The sequence below is a fragment of the Picosynechococcus sp. PCC 7003 genome, from assembly GCF_001693255.1.
GTDB lineage: Bacteria > Cyanobacteriota > Cyanobacteriia > Cyanobacteriales > MRBY01 > MRBY01.
Genome location: NZ_CP016474.1, coordinates 1,202,402 through 1,223,073, shown reverse-complemented (window position 1 = coordinate 1,223,073; position 20,672 = coordinate 1,202,402). Strand labels below are relative to the sequence as shown.

The following is a 20,672-nucleotide window of genomic DNA, read 5'->3' as shown; positions in this document are numbered from 1 at the left end:
GAGCTTTTTTGGAATAACTGCTGGTTACCACGTTAAAACAAACTGTTTGGAAATGCCTTTGGTTTGTCACAATCTTCATGGTTGACTGATGACAAATCTTGATTGTTTTGTATCAATGTCATTGAAAACTCAATTATGTAATCTATCTGACCAAAAACTTAAGGTTATATTTAGATTTCCTGGGTGATTTGTTGTTTAAATGTAAAGAATTTGTACAGGATAGGTCGCTGAACAGCAGCGTCTAAATGGGTTCACTACAGTGTTAATTAATGAGATTTAGCTATTTTCCTTAGCTCAAAATCTAATTTGTGTAGCTATTTACATCTGTGGCAGTTCTGACTCCGTAGATTGTTAAGTGTTTTGTGAGGAGGCTTCATGGCTCATTCCATTTCATCGCCAAATTCTTTTTCGCCAGCGAGTGATCAGGTGAAAACATGGGTTCGCCGTTTGGTTTGGAAAATGGCGATCGCCACCTTGTTGTTAATGGCGATTGGTAGTGCAACACGGGTAATGAATGCGGGACTTGCTTGTCCAGATTGGCCCCTGTGCTACGGGCAACTGGTGCCGACCCAACAGATGAATTTACAGGTTTTCTTGGAGTGGTTCCACCGTTTAGATGCGATGTTGATCGGTCTATCGGCGATCGCCCTGGTCGGACTTAGCCTCTGGTTCCGGGCGGCACTGCCCCGTTGGCTCCCATGGGCTTCCGGTTTTGCTCTATTTTTAATCGTTTTCCAGGGCATTTTGGGCGGTTTAACCGTCACCGAACTGCTGCGCTTTGATATCGTCACGGCTCACCTTGGCACGGCTTTATTCTTCTTTGTCACCCTACTCACCATTGGCAGTTGCTTAAGTGAATATCGCGGCAATGGTACCGCCGGAAAATTACCCTGGTTTGGTTTGGCGGCAGCAATTTCTATTTATCTCCAAAGCCTGTCCGGAGGCTTAGTCGCCTCCCAGTGGGCCTTGCACCAGTGCTTTTTCCAAGGGGAGATGTGTGTGGTGATGGACAGTCACATCATCGGGGTTGTCCCCGCTACCCTCGCAACTGTTGTTACTGTGGTCATGGCTTGGCGGACGCCGGCTCTCCACCCTTTTTTGCGCCGTCTGGCCAATGTCGCCATCTTGCTGGTGTGCTTACAAATTCTGATTGGGGTGGCCACCTTTAAACTGCATCTCCAGGTAGAACCTCTCACTGTGACCCACCAGGCCGTTGGGGCGAGTCTCCTTGGAACCTTGGCGATGTTTTCTGTCTTTGCGTTCCGCGATCGCCAGCCCCAGACCAGCTAAACCAAACCTTATCTCTCCATTCCTCTGCGTCTTTATTAAATTCAGGTATTTTTATGCTCGGCACCAGCCTTTCTCCGCACCATGAAAACGTTTGGGCGGTCATCAAAAGCTATTACCAACTCACCAAACCCCGCATTATTCCCCTACTGCTGATTACCACCGCTGCTTCGATGTGGATTGCTTCCCACGGTCACATTGACCCGGTGAAATTGTTGGTGACGCTCTTGGGGGGAACCCTCGCGGCGGCCTCTGCCCAGACCCTCAACTGTATTTATGACCAAGACATCGACTTTTCGATGCAGCGCACCCGTAAGCGTCCAATTCCTTCCGGTCGAGTCCAACCCCGCCATGCCTTGATTTTTGCCCTGGTTTTGGGGAGTTTGTCTTTTTCCCTGTTAACGGCATTTGTGAACCTACTCAGCGCCTGTTTAGCGTTATCGGGCATTGTGTTTTATATGCTGGTTTATACTCACTGGCTAAAACGGCACCATGTACAAAATATTGTGATCGGTGGCGCAGCAGGTTCGATTCCACCCCTGGTCGGTTGGGCAGCGGTCACGGGTCAGTTGGATTGGTCCGCCTGGATTTTGTTTGCGCTGATTTTCCTCTGGACGCCGCCTCATTTCTGGGCCTTGGCCTTGATGATCAAAGAAGATTATGCAGAGGTTGAGGTGCCGATGCTGCCCGTGGTCAAGGGCGAAAAAATAACCGTCGATCAAATTTGGATTTATACATTGATCGTTGTGCCCTTCAGTTTCTTGTTGGTTTTTCCGTTCCAAGCGTCTGGGCTGTTTTATGCGATCGCCGCTTTAGTGCTCGGAGCCATTTTTATCCAAAAAGCCTGGGAATTGAAGCAAAATCCCTTTGATCAGCCCCTAGCCAAATCCATGTTTAAATATTCGATTCTTTACATGATGTTGCTTTGTACGGCGATGGTGGTGGATAGTTTACCTGCGGTGCATAATGTCACTGCCCTGGTGACCACAACTTTAGCTTCCCTGACTTAATGACGCCCCTCTTTTCTCGCCTGCTCGCCCTCGCCCATGACAACCATGCAGCCTTCTATGCCCCCGGTCACAAAGGTGGTCAGGGGATTTTTTCTGGGTTGGCACAGGTCTGGGGAAAAGAGATTTTTCGGGCAGATTTACCGGAGCTCCCCGATCTCGATAATTTATTTGCGCCAGAAGGGGTGATTTTAGAGGCTCAAACCCTAGCTGCCGAAACCTTTGGAGCTGATCAAACCTGGTTTTTGGTCAATGGCTCCACCTGTGGGATTATCGCCGCCATTTTAGCGACGGTGGGGGAAGGGGAAAAAATTCTCTTACCCCGCAATATCCACCAGTCAGCCATTTCTGGCTTGATTTTGTCAGGGGCGATGCCAGTTTTTGTGAACCCGCCCTATGACCCAACTTGGGATTTAAGCTATGGCCTCACCCCAGAATCCGTTGAATTAGCCTTTCAAACGCATCCCGATATTAAAGCGGTCTTGGCCCTCTCACCGACCTACCAAGGGGTTTGTCCTGATCTCAAGGCGATCGCCGCCATTACCCAGCGTAGAAATATCCCTTTAATTGTTGATGAAGCCCACGGGAGCCACTTTAAATTTCATCCTAATTTCCCGCCCACGGCCCTCGAACTCGGCGCGGATGTGGTGATTCAATCAACCCACAAAACCCTGGGGGCGATGACTCAGGCTTCGATGCTCCATCTGCGAGGAACTAGAGTTGATCCCCAGAAAATTAACCGCGCCTTGCAACTTGTCGGATCTACCAGTCCTAGTTATTTACTCCTGGCTTCCCTGGATGCGGCCCGCGCTCAAATGGCGACCATGGGCGAAACCCTTTGGTTAGAAACATTTGCTTTAGCGCAACAGGCACGGCAGACATTGGCTTCGATTCCAGGCTTAAAAATTTTTGATCCCCAACCCCAGACAGGTATTGAATATTTTGATCCCACCCGCCTCACGATTGATGTTTCTGGTTTGGGGTTAACGGGTTATGCCGCAGATGAAATCTTGACGGAACCCTTTGGTGTGATTGCAGAACTCCCCCTGGGGCGATCGCTCACTTTTATCCTCACCTTTGGCAATACAGAGCAAGATATTCAGCGGTTAATTAACGCATTTCAAAAACTTAGCCAAAACAATCAAGCACAATATCCCTTAGATCGGCCAAAAATTCCAACAACTCAGCCTGAAACCTGCTATGGACTGCCACAACTCTCGCCACGGCAAGCTTTTTTTGCCACCAGTAGGGCCGTTGCCCTTGAAGCGAGCCTCAATCAAATTTGCGCTGAGTTGATCTGTCCTTATCCCCCTGGGATTCCCGCAATGATGCCCGGCGAAAAAATCACGGCAGCAACCCTCGCCAGTTTGCGTCAGACATTACAGTTGGGTGGTGTGATCACAGGGGCCAACGATCCGAGTCTAAACACAATTCGCGTGATTGATTATTGATGAACCTAAAGTAAAAACTTGGCGATCGCCTCGGCGACCCCATCTTCTTCGACGGAAGTTGTCACCGCGTCCGCAACGGCTTTGAGGGCAGCAGGGGCATCCCCCATGGCAACCCCAAGTCCAGCATATTCAAGCATTTCCCGGTCGTTAAAGTTATCGCCAATGGCCATCACATTAGCGGCCTGCAACTCCAGAATTTGTTCAGTGAGAAATTTTACGGCTTGGCCTTTCGTCGCCGTCGGGGAGGTGAATTCTACATAAACAGCCGTGGATTGGGTGCAGTAAATTTGCTGCTGGGTATAGCGTTTTTGCACAAGGGGCAAGAGGGTTTTCGGTACCGTTTCCGTGTGGCAAACCGCGAGAATTTTCGTCGGGGCCTGGGCCACAATGTCCCGCAAATCGGTGAGTAAATTTGCTTTACAGCCCGTTCTTTCTTGGTAGGCCGCAGTCCGCTCGTTAAATTCATCAACGTATAATTCGTCGTTGTGATAGACGTGTAAATGAAGCTGCGATCGCCAAGCCTGGGTACTGAGAAAATCCAAAATATCAAGGGCAATGTCCGCTGGCACCGAAAGCTGTTGGTGGGGAAGCGTCTGCAAGGGATCTTGAATCCAAGCGCCGTTATAGGCAATCAAGGGGACATCGGAGGCGATCGCTTCATAAAACCGTTTGGCCGAACAAAACATGCGTCCGGTGGCGATCGCCACTTTGATCCCTTTCCTTTGGGCTGCTTGGATCGCCCCTAAAACCTGGGGACTGACTTGGTTGATTTTCCCCGAAATAGTGCCGTCAATATCCAACACCAGTAGGCGAATGTCCTGCATTGTTTCGGTCAAAATGGTTGCCCCTAAAGCATAGAAGAGTTCCCCCATCCCAGCAACGGCCCAAGCCCCAAGGAGGCATTGCCGCTTTGTATAATGGAAAACACAATTGTGAATTATTGCTGCATTCAAGTTTTAGAGAATTTCACCATGACCACCGAGCGGGAATTTGCCGAATGGCCCGAAAAAATTAGACGGGTTCGCGGCCAAGCGCCCCAACGTAAACCCCAACGTTCAACACAGACATCCCGTTGGTTACCAATTTTGCTGTTCTTTTCGAGTTTGGCGATCGCCCTTTGGTTCAACCAACAACTCCAACAACGCCCGGTACAATCCGGTGGGGAACCGCCTGCAGTGAGACAATATCAGCTTTAGGGGATCGATCCTCTGCTAATTTTCCTTCGGCTTGAATCGAGCGCACACCCTGTTTGAAATATGTCTTTGCACCGAAAATTTAGGCCAAGACATATTTTTTGGCTTGAGCCACTGTTGCTACGTCTGACATCTCAGGGCGCAAACAGATCGTTAATAAAATCTCTCCTGGGACAGGCGGTGAGGAAGCCCTGACTTCGGTTATAAGATTTGAAAGGGCGAACGAGGGGACTCGAACCCCCGAATGGCGGAACCACAATCCGCTGCCTTAACCACTTGGCTACGCTCGCCATAATCACGATTAATAATGTTATCGAATTGATTTTATTTTGTCCAGGTTTTTTATGAAACTTTCTCAAATTAGCGGCATGGTCAGCGGCGTTGGTGTTGTTGTCCTCGGGGCGATCGCCTACTTAACCAATCCTCCCCTGAGTCAATACCAAAGTTATGCTGGCGAACAAATTGCCATCTATCTCAAGGATAATGTTTGCCAAAATTCCGGTGATGATCTGCCCCTCGGTTTGGGCAATCTCCAGGGCGATCTGTTGCGCAACTACTGTAAAACTCTCGTTGATGCGAGCCAGGCCCAGTTGGGCGAAATTGTCAGTCGGCAAACCAGCGTCAATAATTATTTTTTCTTTAGCATCTACCAGACGGATATTGTTCTACCGGAGCCATTTCCACGGTACTCCTTTGAGACAGTAGGGATCTTTCAGCAGTTCTACACTTACCGAGCAGAAAAAAGCTAGGGTGAGCATTCCGTCCAGGCTTGATGGGAGATTTTTAAACGGGCGATCGCCTCATCCACCGACCCAACACACACAGGAATTTCAAAATCCACCGCATCGGCCATCTGGGGCACCATGGTTTGTTCCGCCCACTGAACCAATTCTGTCCACATGTCCCCCACCAAAATAAACGGCATATTGTGGATTGAGCGCACCTGGAGTAATTGCCAAATCATCAACGCTTCGAGGGTTGTCCCAATCCCCCCCGGCATCACCACAAACGCATCGGAAACCAAGACAAAGTGATGGAGGCGTGAGAAAAAAGTCTGGTGCTGGAATACTTCTTCGACAAAGGGGTTAACCTCCTGTTCAAAGCCTAAATCCACCCGAATCCCAATGGATTTTGTCCGATCTAGGGGATCTGCTAAAACACTTCCTTCGTTCGCCGCTTCCATGAGACCAGGGCCACCCCCCGTCACAATGTCACAGCCGAGGGTTGTTAACTCACTGGCTAAACGACGTACATCTTGGTAGAGGGGCGAGTCGCGGGTAATGCGGGCCGAACCAAAAATTGTCACGCGATAGCGATCGCGGCGGGGTGGTTGAATACTACTCAGGCCATTGACCACTTGCCAGAGGGAAAACACGGCTTCTTGCACAATGTCATAGCTCATGGTCTGTTCCGTGAGGCTGACAGGAAAGCAAGGGGAAGATTGGCCGTTCGCTTCGTTTTTCATGGTGATTTTTGCCCAGTAATGGGAGCAATATTACAATATTTCTGGGAATTTCCCCGGCAGAGACTTGGTGAATTGATGCTTTAGGGGGCGACCTTAATGCCTGGGTCTGTCAAAAAATGGGTCTCATTTTGCCGTTGCCAAAACCAGCGATCGCCAATGTTAACCAGTTGATTGAGAGCACACACATCGGGGCTCATGGTTTTGGTGTCCCCCAGTAGGTAACTCAGACAAATGCCTAGGGGAACTTTGTGGCCGATGAAAAGCAAGTTGCCAGCATAGGATTTGAGTAACTGCTGGAGGGTCAGAATCGTCCGTCGCTTCACCTGGGCAAGATTTTCGGGGTAGCGGGGCAAATATTTTTCCTGGTAGTGCCAGTCGATATTGACGCAGTTTTGACGCAAGAATCCTTTGGGGTGAGTCAGCGGCGGGCGGGTCATCCAGGCGGGATTATGCCATTCCCCCAGGCCCGGCTCTAGCTTCAGAGAGAGGTTTAAACGTTGGGCGCAGTACTGACCCGTTTGGATCGTGCGCAAGAAAGGGGAGGTGAAAATGTGGTGGATCGTTTCTTGGGCGAGGCGATCGCCTAACTCCTGGGCCTGGCGGTGGCCAGCGGGACAAAGGGGCGGATCGTAGGGATAGAGAGCCGTCGTAAACCAAGCCGGTTGCACAAAATCCAAGCGATTTCCGTGGCGCACAAACCACAACTGTCGGCCCCAAGTGTCGTGGGTAACAGATTTAAATACCATCCCTAGACATGGAGATTTTCCGGCAAAATCACTTCCAAAGCCTCCGCCCAAACCGGCAAATCATTACGCACCAGATCCCAAACAAAGGCGATATTAACCGCTTCGTAGTCTTCACTCATGGTTTTGGCGATCGCCTCTAGTTCAAACCAAGGCACTTGGGGGAGTTCCGGATGCATCACCTTGGGAATATTCCGCGCCGCCAGACCCATAATTTCGAGCCGCCGAATCACCGCATCCTGCACAACAATATTGCCGAGGAACTCCGTCCAACTCAGATCTGCCAGGTAATTAATCGCTAACCGCGCCGAAATGAGAATGTCCAATAAAACTAGTGTGTGCCGATCCGCCATGGAAAACCTCGAGATAAGCTCCGGGTGGAGTAGTAAATCGCTATAGTGGATAGAATGATCACTTAACAAAGTATCGACTTGGTGGAGCCGCTGGTCCCCATAGATATCCGCTGATGAAACGTCAAACTCGTTCACGTTACGATCGCCCTTCCTACGACCGTCCGAGGTATCCCGAACGGGAACCCAAAAAGTCCCTCTTTAACTTCAACTATGCAACTCTGGCATTGTTTGGGGGAATTTTTGTCCTAGGGGTTACGGTGGGCATCGGCTTTAGCTCCAGTACCAATCTTAACCCGACAAGTATTGATTCTCGCCTGGAAATTGACCGCCAGGCCCCCGATGCTGAACTTTGTCAGCAATTTGGTGCGAGTGCCATCGTGACAGACATGAAAATCTTTGTGACCTTAAATCCCTTCAACGTCTTTGTCACCCAACCCCAGATGGAGCCAGGCTGTGTGATTCGGCAAAATAACTGGGCGATTCTCGAACGCCAAAACCTCGTCACCTCAGAACAAGTCAACGACTGTAAGCGGCGCATGAATACCTTTGGTTATACCGGGAGTCTACAAGGATCACCGAGTATTAACTGTATTTATCAAAATGATGCGGCGGGAAATCTCTTCCTTAATCAGCCTGGAACAACTACTGTTCCAGAATCCGACCGTTTCTAGGGAACAAAAACAAAAATTCAAGGTTAAAGATAATAGGATAGTAACGGCTCATTTTTCGTGTAGGGAGACCTGATTTTATGTGTGGCATTGTGGGATATTTAGGCACGCAAGCAGCAACAGATATTCTGGTCTCGGGCCTAGAACGGCTGGAATACCGGGGTTATGATTCGGCGGGCATCGCCACCATCTGGCAAGAAAAACTTCACTCGGTACGGGCGAAGGGTAAGCTATACCGGCTCCGGGAAAAATTAGAAGGAAATACGATTCCCGCCACCATTGGTATTGGCCATACCCGCTGGGCAACCCATGGCAAACCAGAAGAACATAATGCTCACCCCCACTTGGACATGGCGCAACGGGTGGCCGTGGTGCAAAATGGCATCGTGGAAAATTACCGAGAGCTACGGGAAGAACTCCAGGGCAAAGGTTATGTGTTCTTGTCGGAAACGGATACGGAAGTCATTCCCCATCTGATTGCGGATGTGCTCCAGACGACAAAATCTGAACCGGAACCCCTCCTCGCAGCGGTACAAAAGGCTGTGCAACGGTTGGAAGGGGCCTTTGCGATCGCCGTCATTTGTGTTGACTATCCCGATGAGCTGATCGTCGCCCGGCAGCAAGCACCCTTGACCCTAGGGTTTGGCCAGGGGGAATTTTTCTGTGCCTCGGATATTACGGCGTTAATCCCCCACACGCGGGCGGTGCTGACCCTCGAAAATGGTGAGATGGCCCGGATGACGCCCCTGGGGATGGAAATTTATAATTTTGCGGGCGATCGCCTCAAAAAAGCCCCCCGCACCCTCGACTGGAACCCAGGCCAAGTCGAGAAACAAGGCTTCCGACACTACATGCTCAAGGAAATCTATGAGCAGCCGGCGGTGGTGCGCACCAACCTCGAAGTCTATCTCAACCCCGAAGTAGCCCAGCCGATCAACCTCGGTATCAATGACCCCACATTTCTCGAAAACATCGACCACATCCAAATTGTCGCCTGTGGTACCAGTTGGCACGCTAGCCTCGTGGGGAAATATTTACTCGAACAACTCGCCGGCATTCCCACCTTTGTGCACTATGCCTCGGAGTTTCGCTATTCTCCTTCACCGATCATGGCCAATACCTTGACCATTGGCGTGACCCAGTCCGGTGAAACTGCCGATACGATCGCCGCCCTAGAAATGGAAAAAGAGCGTCGTCTACACCACAACGATCACCTCAAGGCTCGGCTCCTGGGCATTACCAATCGTTCAGAAAGCACGATCACCCACCTTGTTGACCAAGTGCTCTATACCCATGCGGGCATTGAAATTGGCGTTGCGGCGACGAAAACCTTTACGGCTCAACTTATGAGCTTTTATTTCCTGGCCCTGGAGTTGGCAACCCGGCGGCAAACCCTTTCCCCTGAAAAACTCCAGCACATTGTTACCGGATTACAGCAGATTCCAACCCAAATTGAGTCGATCCTGGCGGATCAAGAAAAAAGCATCGAAGAACTGGCCCATAACTTCGCTGATACCCAGGACTTTATTTTTATTGGTCGGGGGATTAATTTCCCCATTGCCCTAGAAGGTGCCCTTAAACTCAAGGAAATTAGCTACATCCATGCCGAAGGTTATCCGGCTGGGGAAATGAAACATGGCCCCATTGCCCTCCTCGATGCGAAGGTGCCCGTGGTGGCGATCGCCATGCCAGGGGATATTTACGAAAAAGTCATTTCCAATGCCCAGGAAGCGAAGGCGCGGGATGCCCTTTTGATCGGCGTGACGGCCCTAGATGATACGGAAGCGACCCAGACCTTTGATGAGGTGTTACCTGTAGCCGCAGTAGACGAAATTTTGTCGCCCCTGTTAGCGGTGATCCCTCTCCAACTCCTTTCCTATCACATCGCCGCACGACGGGGTTTAGATGTGGACCAACCGCGCAACCTCGCCAAGTCTGTCACGGTGGAATAAAAGCAAAATCAAGGCGATCGCCCAACATTTTTAGTCCGGGGAGAGCCATAATATTCTCCCCAATTTTGTGGTGCCAATGCCTATTTATTGAAAGGATCATATTCTGCCAACAATTTTTCGAGTTTGGCCTCGTCAACCCGATTGAAAATCCGTTTTGATTCTTCCAAATCCCTGGTGGTCTTCGCCAAGCTAATGGTGGAGCTAATCGAAAAAACAAACCCCATGCCTAGGTAGCTTTTCATCCAGCCGTTGAGGGGCAATAGATAAATGCCGACGCCCATCGCACTGAGGGACAAAATAAACGCTAGCCAGGTTTGAAAAATCCAAGCGTTGGTGTGGGTGGCTGGGGCATCAAATTTAGGAGTGGCCATAATCTTGAACCTCAATGGTGACTTATGTTCTGTTACTTTCATTGTCGGTAAAGATTTTCTGTAGTCGCAATGAGCAAACCCAAGGCCACAGTAGAGTGTCGTAGTTTTTTGCAATGGGAAGCAGTCCACAGAAGTAAGGTGAAGTAGGATGAAGTGATAGCCCCACAGAAAAAGCGATGATCACCCTCCAAGAGCTTGACCACTGGTTTCCCGCAGTCCAAAAACAAGCTTTGCTGACCCAGTTAAAGCAAGTGGTGGGCCTCACACGGGTGCGGGCCGAATATTTTTTGCGTCTTTGGATCTATCTCCTGGTGAAGGCAAAACTGGCGCAAGAGCCGCAGCTACAATCCCCCTTAAAGGAATTAGAAACCCAATTTGGGGCGATTATTTGTACCCACCGGGAGGCAGCAGAATTGTTCTATGGCGATCAAGAAAAAGGGGGCGATCGCGCCGCGGGCATGATGCTAGATAAGCTGGCGGCCCTGGGGTTGATTCGCAAGTATTTTGATGGCAACACCACCTGCATTGAGATTTTGCCGTTGCCGCAACAGGTTTTAAGTCCCGAAACCGACACAGTTGCTTCCCTTACTTTGGCGGAGTTTAATCCCCGCTGTGATGCGATTCCCGTGGCAAATTTGCTCGCGGTAAATTACAACTGGATGAACAATAATAATGATGCGGTGCCCCACCGAATTGCCAGACTGTTGCGCCAATGGGGGCAACAATATCCCACGGGAATGCGGGTTTTGAGGCGTGTGGATAATCAAAATCCGGTGGGTTTTTATCTGCTCTATCCGACTGCTGCCCATTCCGATGTCAATTTTTTTCGGCCCGCAAAGAAGGCGCTGCACCTCAGTACGATGGCGGCAATTGATCCGTTTACCCTGGCCACCGTGGGCGACGAAACCTGTGTGTCGGTGTTTATTCGCAGTTGGGTGATTGATCCTATGTATTTAACGGCCTATCGACTTACTTTCCTGGTGGATGCCCAGCAAACGTTACGAAAAATGCAAGGAGATTTTCCCAATCTTTGTGATCTGCATACTTTGATTATCCATCCGAGCTATGCTCAACTGGCGATCACCCTTGGTTTTCAGCCAACCCAGCAAGGGGATTTAGGTTCGATCCACTGGATGTATCAAGCTCTGGATCGGTTTTTGGCTCTGGAGATTGCTGGGGCGATCGCCCAGTTAGCGTGAGGCCAAACCTTTGCCTTTTCAATTGGCGATTGATTATGATCAGTGGGTTCCATTGTGTTTAGGAAGCAACCCCCTGTGAAACTGGCCTTTATCCTCGATCCCATTGCCAACCTTGACCCCTGCCATGATACGACGGTGGCTTTTATGGAAGCAGCCCAGCTCCTCGGCCATGAGGTTTGGATTACGACCATGGAGCAGTTGAGCGTGGTAGACCATCAGGCCTGGGCAACGGTGCAGGCAGTGGAATTAGAGCCAGTGCGTTTGGAAAATGGCCTCTGGATCGCTGAGGAACATTGGTTTCGCCTCGGAGAACGGAAATTATTGCCCCTCACGGAAATGAACGCGGTCTTTATGCGCACCGATCCCCCCGTGACCGCCGCCTACCTCTATGCCACCTACATTTTGGATTTGCTCATCCCCACCAAAACTCTGGTGTTAAATAACCCTCAAGGGATCCGCGCCGCCAACGAAAAACTCTATGCCCTCCGGTTCCCAACGGTGATTCCCGCCAGTATTATCACCACAGAAAAAGCAGTGGCGCGACAATTTATCGCAGCTAAAGGCAAGGCCGTTTTAAAGCCCCTCGGTGGGAAAGCTGGGGAAGGCATTTTGCTTATCGAAAAAGGCGATCGCAATTTCAATTCCCTTGTGGAAATCAGCACCAAGCAAGGCAAAGAGCCGGTGATGGTACAGGAATTTTTGCCCGCCGCCCAGGAAGGCGATAAGCGTCTGATCGTCCTAGATGGGGAACCCATTGGGGCCGTGAATCGGATTCCAACGGGGGATGATTTCCGGGGCAATATGGCCGTCGGCGGTCGCATCGCCCAGGTGAATATTACAGCGCGCGACCGGGAAATTGCCGCAACCTTAGCCCCCCAACTCAGGGCCGATGGGCTGTATTTTGTCGGCCTCGATATTATTGGCGGCTATGTGACGGAGGTGAATGTCACCAGTCCCACAGGTGTCCGGGAAGCCGATCGCCTCGATGGGGTCTCCCTTGGTAAGCAAGTGATCGAATGGGTTGCGGCGCAGACATCCCCCTAAATCTCCTCACTAAAGCTCCGACTTCGGCAGGGGGACTTGATCTTTCCCCTAAATCTTCCTTCAGAGGGGAAAGTTGATTTTTCCCTCAATGACTGCTTCTGGATAGAAAGGACTTGATGGCCGTCTGTTTGTGCGGCATTAACTGGCGGGAACAGACGCTAAAACGTCGGTAATAAGGTCGGCGGTAACCTGATCGGTGATCAAAACTTCGCCGATTTTGGTCGGGAGGATAAACCGCACTTTCCCCGACTTCACCTTTTTATCGCTCTGGAGAGTGTCGAGAATCTTGGCGATCGCTAAATCATTCGGACATTCGGTGGGCAGACCTGCTTTTTTGATTAAGGCATCTTGGCGTTGGGTTTCGACAGTCGTCCAGAGATTCATCCGGGTGGCGATCGCCCCAGCTAAGGCCATACCAATGGCGACTCCTTCTCCGTGGACAAAGGTTTCGTAGTGGGTTAGGCTTTCGACGGCGTGACCGAGGGTGTGACCGTAGTTCAAAATCGCCCGCAGCCCCGATTCCCGTTCATCTTGGCTAACCACTTCCGCCTTCGCTCGACAGGAACGCTCGAGGATCAAATCCAGCAAATCGGGGTCAATGGTTTCGTAGCTATTAATCTGTTCAGCGGCTTCGAGTTTGGTAAAGAGATCAGCATCCCAAATCACGCCATATTTAATCACTTCCGCCATGCCCGCCCGGAATTCTCGCACAGGTAAAGTTTTGAGCACCGTCGGATCGATGAGGACAAATTTCGGTTGGTAGAACGCGCCAATTAAATTTTTTCCTTGGGGATGGTTGACCCCTGTTTTGCCGCCGACGGACGCATCCACCATTGCCAATAGGCTTGTGGGTACCTGGACGAAGTTAATGCCCCGGAGCCAAGTAGCCGCCGCAAACCCAGTCATGTCACCGATGACGCCACCCCCAAGGGCCAGCATTGTCGAAGCGCGTTCAAGGCGATTTTCGAGGGCGGTATCGTAAATTTTTTCAATGGAAGCCAGATTTTTATACTGTTCTCCAGCGGGAATTAGGTGAGTAAAAACGTCAAAGCCAGCGGCCTGGAGAGATTTTGCGACGGTTTCGCCGTAGTGGCCATAGATTTCTGGGTTGGAGACAATCAAGACTTTCTGACCCAGGTTGAGGGGGCGGAGAAACGTCCCGATCTGTTGGAGGCTACCTTTGGCGATCGCAATGTCGTAGCTATTTTCTCCCAGTTCTACCCGCGTTGTTGCGTCCATAATGTTTTGAGGTGCTTGCTGTTAAAAAACTCAAGGGTTAAGTGGGTATTTTACAAGGTGGCGATCGCCTTTTGGAGCGTGATGTAAATCTCCAAGTGCAATTTACTGGAGTCGCCACACCACATTGCCCGCATCATCCTCGGCGGTGACTTCCACAGAAGCCGAATTACCAGAATTATCTGTGGCCGTGCAGTTAAAAGTTTCGCCGGTGAGCAAGATCCGATAGGGAGCACCACAATCGATGGTTGCCTCGATGTTTAACTGTTCAGCAATGCCTTGGGCGATTTGTGTTTCTAAAGCCTCACTGGAGATTAACCCCCGGAGATTTGCGAGGCCCTCATCGGCACTCCAATTGATATTGCCCTCGTCATCATTTTGGGTGACTTGAATCGCAAGGGTTTGCCCTCCTTCTAGGGCGGCCTCACAGCTAAACACATTGCCCGCTTCGATGGCTTGACCTTCAGGACAAGTGACTGTTGTCGTGACTAACCCCGTTTGGTCGGTGAGTCCCTGGGAGATTTCTGTTTCGAGTTTTTCATCATCGAGGGTTCTGTTCCCAAAACCAAAAGATAAGCCCTCGACGGAGAAAGAACATCCAGCTAAGGTCAGCACAGCCAGGGGCGCAATGGTATGTAGTAACGGCTGTAAGAAAGGATTTGTGAAACGAATCATAATCAATCAGTTCAAGAAATCGATAAATAAATGATGATGGGTCTTAGAGAAACCTTGGATAAACTGCTTTTTTGGAAGAGGTCTAAGCGGTTGTCATCCCAATGTTGTTAAGACGCCCCTTAAATCCCCCATGCAAGGGAACTTCATTCGCGCAACATCTGAGCAGTTCCCCACAAGTTGGGGGTGAGGGGCTTTTTAGACATCCTCTAAACCGATAAAGACACGTTTATCTAGGGTGAGATTTGGATTTTTTGAGGTCTTTTGAAGCAAATTGAAATATTTGTTGCCATTGTAGTGACGATTTATGATTGACAGTCATTGCTTATTGTTTCTTAATTGCCAATGGAAACACAGGCTGGGCGATTGAGGCGAGCAATGTAAATCGAAGTTTCGCAACACTCGGTAAAACCAATGGTGTATTTAACAGGATATGGGGCACTTAAGACCAGCGGAACCAATCGCTAAAAATTCAACAACCCTCTGGCTGCTCAAGGGCCTTGAATCTGCTTGGTTTCCAATTCCAGTCATCGTGCTGTTTTACGAATCCCAGGGTTTATCCATTGTCCAGGCGATCGCCCTCAAGGCGATTTTGTCAGCGGCGATCTTTGTGGGGGAAATTCCTTCGGGTTATTTTGCCGATCGCTTTGGCCGTAAAAATAGCTTAGTTTTGGGATCATGCTTGTGGTTGCTAGGCTGGCTGATTTATTGCACCCAAGGGAGTTTTAGCTGGTTTGCGGGGGCGGAAATTTTGGCAGGAATTGGCGGTAGTTTAATCTCTGGAGCCGATAGTGCGATCGCCTATGAGAGTTTGCTTGCCCTTGGCCGGACTGACAAATATGCAGCCTGGGAAGGGAAAGGGGTGGCGATTATGGGTATTACAGAAGCGGTTTGTGGTCTCATGGGTGCTTGGGTCGCCCAGTGGGATCTGCGCTATCCGTTTTATTTGCAAACTTTCTGCATTGGCGCTTACCTGGGGTTGGCGTTGACGCTCCGGGAACCGCCCCAGCAGCACCCAGAAAAAACACCGGGCTGGCGTACTTTGTTGCCGCAAATTCGGGCAATTTTTCAGGAAAGGCGATCGCTCCGGTGGCTGCTGCTCTTTTCGGCATCCTTAAGTTGTGGTTCTTTTTTAGTGGTGTGGGTTTCCCAGGAATATCTTGTAGACCGGGCCTAGGTTTGACCCAACTGGGCTGGGCTTGGTTACTATTCCACGGGGCAATGGCACTCATTTCTTGGCGCATTCATACCTTCGTCCGCTGGTTTTCCTACCGCCGCTTATTTGCGCTGCTGCCCGGATGTATGGCGATCGCCTACATCACCATGGGCCTGATTGAAAATCTCTGGGGGATTTTATTAATTGTCGTGATTTATCTTGTGCGGGGCTGCAACACCCCGCTGGTTTTGAGCTATCTCAATGCACGAATTCCCTCAAACCTACGGGCGACTCTGATTTCCCTGAATAGCTTTGCGTTTCGGTTGCTGTTTATTGGGCTGGCGGCGATCGCCAATGGGGCAACGTTGCTGTGGGGACTCAATGGCAGCTTGATCGTCGTTGGCATTGTGGTGGGCGTAACTGCTTTGTATGGTTACTTAAAATTACGCCCGGCTCTCTAACTAAACCAAGAGGTCAGCCAAGGGCTTAAAGGAAAATTGGCGATCGCCCCCCATTTCGATGACGACCTTAATTTGAGGATTTTCTTGGGTCAGGCTCACAAGGTATTCCTGTTCCTGGCGGGAGAGCACAAACCCTTCAATGATCCAGAGAATAATTCCTTTGCTCTTTTGGGGGAGATTTTCTAACTGGTAGCTCGCAATCCCCGGCACATAATACCGGAGGCCCACCGCCGCCCCACTGCCAGCAATGTCCTTTTTACCCAGGTGGGGAGGACGAATCCCGTGGTATTGCGTTAAATAAGCGGCCACATCTCCTAAACCCCGCGCCGTCAAATTCACCACCGAATAGCCAGAACTACGCAAACGACGCATATAGCGACCTTCGAAACCACCCTCAAGGGGAGCATAGACTGCAACTGCGCCAGACTTTTCTACGGTGCGGGTAAAGCTTTTGCCGGTGGTCAGAAGTGCCATGGTTTTACGATCTTGAGATGGATTGAACTTGCCAAAAAATTATATCGGATTCCCCTGGCCCCTGTCGCTAAACTTCTGGGCAGATCCATAGTGCCATGCCCCATTTGACCCTACTTCCAGCCCATCGATACAAATGCTTAATAATCCTCATAGCGAGAAATATCTTCTTCGAGGCCCGGACGTCCTAGGGGTTTAGTTGCTTGGGTTTGGCTCCAGAGGGTAAGTCCTTCTAGCGATCGCCGGGGCGGAATTTGACCCAATAAAGAGATCCCATAGCCCAGCAAAATACCCAGGGGAGCCGTGATCGCCGATCGCCAAATGCCAGGGAAGGTCAGCCAACCCGCATTCGAACCAATAATTACCAAAATGACTGCGGCCACCGTCCCATAGAAAGCACCCGTGCTGTTTACGCGCGGAAATAAAACCCCCATTAAGAAAATACCGAGCAAGGGCCCCAGGAACATGGTGGTGTAGCTCACCAGAAATTCCAGTAAATCTTTCCCGGTTGAAGCCACATAAAACGCCGCCCCAATGCCCACTAAGCCCCAAATCACGATCAGGATCTGTGCAATGCGCAAAGATTGCTTTTCGCTGGCCTTCGGTTGACGATAGCGGTCATAAAAATCGACGGTAATGCAAGTCGCGAGGGAATGGAGGGCCGAGTCAATGGAGGACATGGCTGCGGCAAAAATAGCGGCCACCAAAAAACCAGAAGCCCCTGGGGGCACTTGATTGATAATGAAATGGGACAAAATCCCATCGGCGGGCACTTCGGCAGGTAAACCCCCGTTAATGTTGTAAAAACCAAACAGCAGCACCCCTAGCAAAAGTGTGGCCGCTACCCCCACAAGACCCGAAAACCAACCGAGTAAAATCGCCTTGCGGGCCGAGGTTTCGTCAGCACAGGAGACATAGCGCTGGACAGATTGTTGATTCGTGCCAGCCACGGCAAACGCCAAAATTCCGTAAGCAAAAAGGGCTGTCGGTAAAGTCCGGATGGAGCCTGGATCCCAGGCAAAGTTAAAGACGGCGAGCTTATCATTGGCCGCCGCCACTTGCCATAGTTCCCCAAAACCGCCCGGAACCCCGGTCACAGCCGTCCAGATCCCCGCGCCAATCCCGACAAAAATCATTGCAAACTGCAATACATCTGTCCAAACGACGGCGGTGATTCCCCCAGCGACGGTGTAGACAATCGAAACCAGCCCCACCAAAAGAATGGCGATGCCTGTGGGCATATCAGTCACCGTGGCGACCACCAGAGAAGCGGCATAGAGCAATCCCCCTAACCGGGCAATGACAAAGAGCAAAAAACAGAAGGAGCCGAGGGATCGGGTTTTGGCATCGAAGCGTTTTTCGAGGTACTCGTAGGCGGTGGTGAGGTTCAACCGCGCAAAAAATGGGAGGAGCAGAGCAATCACGAGGCCATAGCCCAGGAGATCCCCCAGTTGGAGTTGGAGGTACAAAAAGCCATTGGTATAGCCTTCCCCTGGCCCCCCTAATAGTGAGGCGGCAGAAAAGGAGGTGGCGATGATCGAAAAGGCGATCGCCCACCAGGGGATTTGCCGTGCGCCCCGAAAATATTCGTCCGTGTTGGTTTGTTTGCGGCTGGCAATAACGCCGATGGCAATGACAATCAAGCCATAGATTGCCACAATAACCCAGTCAATCACACCCATTGTTGTTGCACCTCACAATTCGTTCGTCAGCCCCATGGCAGGGGAGCCAAGTAGACTTGAACCATTGTATTGATTGGTTGGCCTGGCTCTATCGTTCTTGTAACAAAATATTTTTTAGGGACGAGAATCTCTCTCCGTTGCCCTTGGCGATGATGTTTGATGCTGGATAAACCAACCAAAGGCCGCACTGGTGATGAACATCAGCAAAGAATAAATCGCGGCGGGGATTGCCATCGTCGGCGCATTTAAAAGGGTCGGGGTACTGGCAATGGTGATCGCCAAGGTGCCATTTTGAATCCCGACCTCTACACTAATGGACTTGGCACTGGGGCCATCTAGCCTCGTTCCGAGGGCGATCGCATAGCCCAGGAGCATCATCGTCACATTGAGCGCCAGCATCACCCAGCCCACCTGGAGGAAGAAACTCAGCACATTGGCCCGTTCTGCTAACAGTAAACCCGCAATGACCAAACCCAGGAAAAAAAGCGACAACCATTTCACGTAGCCTTCGACCGTGGCCGCAAATTTGGGGGCGTAACGGTGGAGCATCATGCCAATCCCAATGGGAATCAGGGTAATCACCGCAATTTGGAGCACCGTTTTAAAAAATGGTAGTTGGAGCGTGGTGCTGGCCCCCAGAAAATATTGCATTGCCCCATTAATCACCAGGGGAATGGTAAAAACTGTGATCAAGCTACTCACCGCCGTCAGGGTAATCGAAAGGGCCACATTTCCCCGCACAAGATAGGTGATCAGATTAGACGTTGATCCCCCAGGACAGGCCGCTAGCACCATCACCCCCACGGCCAATTCCGGTGTAAGGGGAAACAGATTTGCGAGGCCAAAGCCCACCAATGGCAGGAGTAATAATTGAGCGATCGCCCCGACGATCACCCCCCTAGGCTCAACCAAGACCCGTTTAAAATCCGTGGGGGTCAAGCCCAAACCCATGCCCAGCATAATCACGAAAAGAGCCAGGGGGAGCAGTACCGCAGTCAGAAAATTGGCATTCATCTGGAATCGTTATTGGTCTTTGGCGAAGGAATACTCGAAATTTTAGGCTGATCTTACCCCTGTTCTAGGAGATAAATCTGGAGTCTTTGACGCATAAGTGAAGCCAGACCCATCGCCCTGGCAGCTTAAAATATTGCAATCCATTGCCTAATGCCGAGAACCCAGAGGGGATTCTGTACAATTTTGGGAGCTTAAACCTTGCCTAACCCATGACTGACAGTACCCAAGTTCGTAAAGCCGACCATATCCGCATTTGTCTCGAAGAAGATGTCCAATTTCACCACAATCGCGCCGGTTTCGAACGGTACCGTTTTGAGCACTGCTGTTTGCCTGAACTGGACTGCGCCGACATTGACCTGAGTACCTCTTTTTTCGGGAAAACCCTCGGTGCGCCGATTCTGATTTCTTCGATGACCGGCGGCACGGCCCAGGCCCAACAGATTAACTTTCGCTTGGCAGAAGTTGCCCAAAGCCATCGCCTCGCCATGGGGGTTGGTTCCCAACGGGTTGCCCTCGAAAAGCCAGAGGTAGCCGCCACCTTCGCAGTCCGTCAAAAAGCGCCTGATGCTCTCCTGTTTGCGAATATCGGCGCAGTGCAACTCAATTATGGCTATGGCGTAGAGGAATGCCGCAAAATTGTTGACTTACTTGAAGCTGATGCCCTAATTCTCCATCTCAATCCCCTCCAGGAATGTATTCAACCCCAGGGAGACACAAATTTCAAAGGGCTTTTGGGCAAAATTGAGCAAGTTTGTCACCAATTGCCTGTGCCGGTGATCGCGAAGGAAGTGGGCAATGGCATCTCCGTCAAAATGGTGCAGCGCCTCCGGGAAGTGGGGGTACAGGTGATTGATGTGGCCGGAGCTGGGGGCACCTCCTGGGCCAAGGTAGAGGCGGCGCGATCGCCGAACCAACTTTTGCGTAATCTAGGGCAAACCTTTGGGGATTGGGGGATTCCTACGGCGGACTGTCTGGCGGCGATCGCCCATTACGATCCCGAAATTCCTCTGATTGCTTCTGGGGGCCTCCGGAACGGTTTAGATGGGGCCAAGGCGATCGCCCTGGGGGCTGACCTCGTGGGCTATGCCCAACCCTTTCTCAAGGCGGCGAGTGAATCCCCAGAGGCTTTGGCCGAATGGGTCGAACTGCTGCTGCTGGAATTGCGGACGGTGCTGTTTTGTACGGGCAATGCTAATTTTCAGCAATTACAACGGGCGAATTGTCTACACAAGTTCTAAGGTAACAAT

Annotated in this window: 22 protein-coding genes and 1 tRNA gene; 12 read left to right on the top strand and 11 right to left on the bottom strand. The window is 50.8% G+C overall.

Annotated features, from left to right (window positions below; translation table 11 throughout):
• The first annotated feature begins 375 nt into the window (after positions 1–375).
• The 3 genes from AWQ21_RS05905 to AWQ21_RS05895 are packed head-to-tail and all read left to right on the top strand — an operon-like array spanning position 376 to position 3,745.
• Positions 376–1,290, top strand: coding sequence for a heme A synthase (locus AWQ21_RS05905; RefSeq protein ID WP_071932270.1), 915 nt, complete (start codon positions 376–378; stop codon positions 1,288–1,290).
• Between the two features lie 53 nt (positions 1,291–1,343).
• Positions 1,344–2,297, top strand: coding sequence for a heme o synthase (locus tag AWQ21_RS05900; protein ID WP_065715241.1), 954 nt, complete (start codon positions 1,344–1,346; stop codon positions 2,295–2,297).
• Positions 2,297–3,745, top strand: coding sequence for an aminotransferase class I/II-fold pyridoxal phosphate-dependent enzyme (locus AWQ21_RS05895; RefSeq protein ID WP_065713731.1), 1,449 nt, complete (start codon positions 2,297–2,299; stop codon positions 3,743–3,745). Before AWQ21_RS05900 ends, AWQ21_RS05895 begins: the two co-directional genes overlap by 1 nt.
• A 5-nt stretch (positions 3,746–3,750) precedes the next feature.
• On the opposite strand, the gene AWQ21_RS05890 is transcribed toward AWQ21_RS05895, so the two are convergent.
• Positions 3,751–4,569, bottom strand: coding sequence for a Cof-type HAD-IIB family hydrolase (locus tag AWQ21_RS05890; protein WP_065715240.1), 819 nt, complete (start codon positions 4,567–4,569; stop codon positions 3,751–3,753).
• Positions 4,570–4,662: 93 nt separating this feature from the next.
• On the opposite strand from AWQ21_RS05890, the gene AWQ21_RS05885 reads away from it, so the two are divergent.
• Complete coding sequence (locus tag AWQ21_RS05885; RefSeq protein WP_198159692.1) at positions 4,663–4,941, top strand: hypothetical protein; 279 nt, start codon at positions 4,663–4,665, stop codon at positions 4,939–4,941.
• A 214-nt stretch (positions 4,942–5,155) separates the two neighbouring features.
• Here the strand turns inward: AWQ21_RS05885 and AWQ21_RS05880 are convergent.
• Positions 5,156–5,228 (bottom strand) — tRNA-His (locus AWQ21_RS05880).
• A gap of 54 nt (positions 5,229–5,282) precedes the next feature.
• Here AWQ21_RS05880 and AWQ21_RS05875 point away from each other — a divergent pair.
• Positions 5,283–5,687, top strand: a complete 405-nt coding sequence (locus AWQ21_RS05875; RefSeq protein WP_065713729.1) for a DUF4359 domain-containing protein — start codon at positions 5,283–5,285, stop codon at positions 5,685–5,687.
• Here the strand turns inward: AWQ21_RS05875 and AWQ21_RS05870 are convergent.
• From AWQ21_RS05870 to AWQ21_RS05860, 3 genes are all read right to left on the bottom strand, one after another.
• Positions 5,684–6,403: an LOG family protein gene (locus AWQ21_RS05870; protein ID WP_065713728.1), complete on the bottom strand. Its 720-nt coding sequence runs from the start codon at positions 6,401–6,403 to the stop codon at positions 5,684–5,686. The two genes, AWQ21_RS05875 and AWQ21_RS05870, sit on opposite strands and share 4 nt — an antisense overlap.
• A gap of 80 nt (positions 6,404–6,483) precedes the next feature.
• The gene (locus tag AWQ21_RS05865) at positions 6,484–7,149 is read right to left on the bottom strand and encodes a histidine phosphatase family protein (RefSeq protein ID WP_065713727.1); all 666 of its coding nucleotides are present in this window, start codon (positions 7,147–7,149) and stop codon (positions 6,484–6,486) included.
• Positions 7,150–7,151: 2 nt separating this feature from the next.
• On the bottom strand, positions 7,152–7,499 hold the full coding sequence (locus tag AWQ21_RS05860) for a DUF86 domain-containing protein (protein WP_065713726.1): 348 nt from the start codon (positions 7,497–7,499) through the stop codon (positions 7,152–7,154).
• Between the two features lie 113 nt (positions 7,500–7,612).
• Here AWQ21_RS05860 and AWQ21_RS05855 point away from each other — a divergent pair, with 113 nt between their 5' ends.
• Together AWQ21_RS05855 and glmS are read left to right on the top strand one after the other, a co-directional pair.
• A complete protein-coding gene (locus AWQ21_RS05855; protein ID WP_065713725.1) occupies positions 7,613–8,170 on the top strand; it encodes a DUF3172 domain-containing protein in 558 nt (185 codons plus the stop codon).
• 77 nt (positions 8,171–8,247) lie between these two features.
• Positions 8,248–10,119, top strand: coding sequence for a glutamine--fructose-6-phosphate transaminase (isomerizing) (gene glmS, locus AWQ21_RS05850; RefSeq protein WP_065713724.1), 1,872 nt, complete (start codon positions 8,248–8,250; stop codon positions 10,117–10,119).
• An 80-nt stretch (positions 10,120–10,199) separates the two neighbouring features.
• Here the strand turns inward: glmS and AWQ21_RS05845 are convergent, their stop codons facing one another.
• The gene (locus AWQ21_RS05845) at positions 10,200–10,490 is read right to left on the bottom strand and encodes a YiaA/YiaB family inner membrane protein (RefSeq protein ID WP_065713723.1); all 291 of its coding nucleotides are present in this window, start codon (positions 10,488–10,490) and stop codon (positions 10,200–10,202) included.
• Between the two features lie 176 nt (positions 10,491–10,666).
• Here AWQ21_RS05845 and AWQ21_RS05840 point away from each other — a divergent pair, with 176 nt between their 5' ends.
• Together AWQ21_RS05840 and gshB are read left to right on the top strand one after the other, a co-directional pair.
• Positions 10,667–11,689, top strand: a complete 1,023-nt coding sequence (locus AWQ21_RS05840; protein WP_083997976.1) for a hypothetical protein — start codon at positions 10,667–10,669, stop codon at positions 11,687–11,689.
• A 75-nt stretch (positions 11,690–11,764) separates the two neighbouring features.
• Positions 11,765–12,733: a glutathione synthase gene (gene gshB, locus AWQ21_RS05835; protein ID WP_065715238.1), complete on the top strand. Its 969-nt coding sequence runs from the start codon at positions 11,765–11,767 to the stop codon at positions 12,731–12,733.
• Positions 12,734–12,871: 138 nt separating this feature from the next.
• Here the strand turns inward: gshB and aroB are convergent, their stop codons facing one another.
• Both aroB and AWQ21_RS05825 read right to left on the bottom strand, forming a co-directional pair.
• Positions 12,872–13,972 carry a 3-dehydroquinate synthase gene (gene aroB, locus AWQ21_RS05830; RefSeq protein WP_065713722.1) on the bottom strand — a complete coding sequence of 367 codons (1,101 nt, stop codon included), beginning with the start codon at positions 13,970–13,972 and terminating at the stop codon, positions 12,872–12,874.
• A gap of 102 nt (positions 13,973–14,074) precedes the next feature.
• A complete protein-coding gene (locus AWQ21_RS05825; protein ID WP_065713721.1) occupies positions 14,075–14,644 on the bottom strand; it encodes a DUF4333 domain-containing protein in 570 nt (189 codons plus the stop codon).
• 430 nt (positions 14,645–15,074) lie between these two features.
• Between AWQ21_RS05825 and AWQ21_RS16485 the strand changes: the two genes are divergently transcribed.
• A complete protein-coding gene (locus AWQ21_RS16485; protein ID WP_232315077.1) occupies positions 15,075–15,818 on the top strand; it encodes an MFS transporter in 744 nt (247 codons plus the stop codon).
• A 44-nt stretch (positions 15,819–15,862) separates the two neighbouring features.
• Positions 15,863–16,258: a hypothetical protein gene (locus AWQ21_RS16480; RefSeq protein WP_232315076.1), complete on the top strand. Its 396-nt coding sequence runs from the start codon at positions 15,863–15,865 to the stop codon at positions 16,256–16,258.
• On the opposite strand, the gene ndhN is transcribed toward AWQ21_RS16480, so the two are convergent.
• The 3 genes from ndhN to AWQ21_RS05805 all read right to left on the bottom strand — a co-directional run bounded on the left by ndhN (position 16,259) and on the right by AWQ21_RS05805 (position 19,425).
• Entirely contained in the window at positions 16,259–16,732 is a 474-nt protein-coding gene (gene ndhN / locus AWQ21_RS05815) for an NAD(P)H-quinone oxidoreductase subunit N (RefSeq protein ID WP_065713720.1), read from the bottom strand. It lies immediately after the preceding gene.
• Between the two features lie 137 nt (positions 16,733–16,869).
• Positions 16,870–18,411, bottom strand: a complete 1,542-nt coding sequence (locus AWQ21_RS05810; RefSeq protein WP_065713719.1) for a sodium:solute symporter — start codon at positions 18,409–18,411, stop codon at positions 16,870–16,872.
• Between the two features lie 114 nt (positions 18,412–18,525).
• A complete protein-coding gene (locus AWQ21_RS05805; protein ID WP_065713718.1) occupies positions 18,526–19,425 on the bottom strand; it encodes a bile acid:sodium symporter family protein in 900 nt (299 codons plus the stop codon).
• A gap of 209 nt (positions 19,426–19,634) precedes the next feature.
• On the opposite strand from AWQ21_RS05805, the gene fni reads away from it, so the two are divergent.
• A complete protein-coding gene (fni, locus tag AWQ21_RS05800; RefSeq protein WP_065713717.1) occupies positions 19,635–20,663 on the top strand; it encodes a type 2 isopentenyl-diphosphate Delta-isomerase in 1,029 nt (342 codons plus the stop codon).
• Positions 20,664–20,672: the final 9 nt, after the last annotated feature.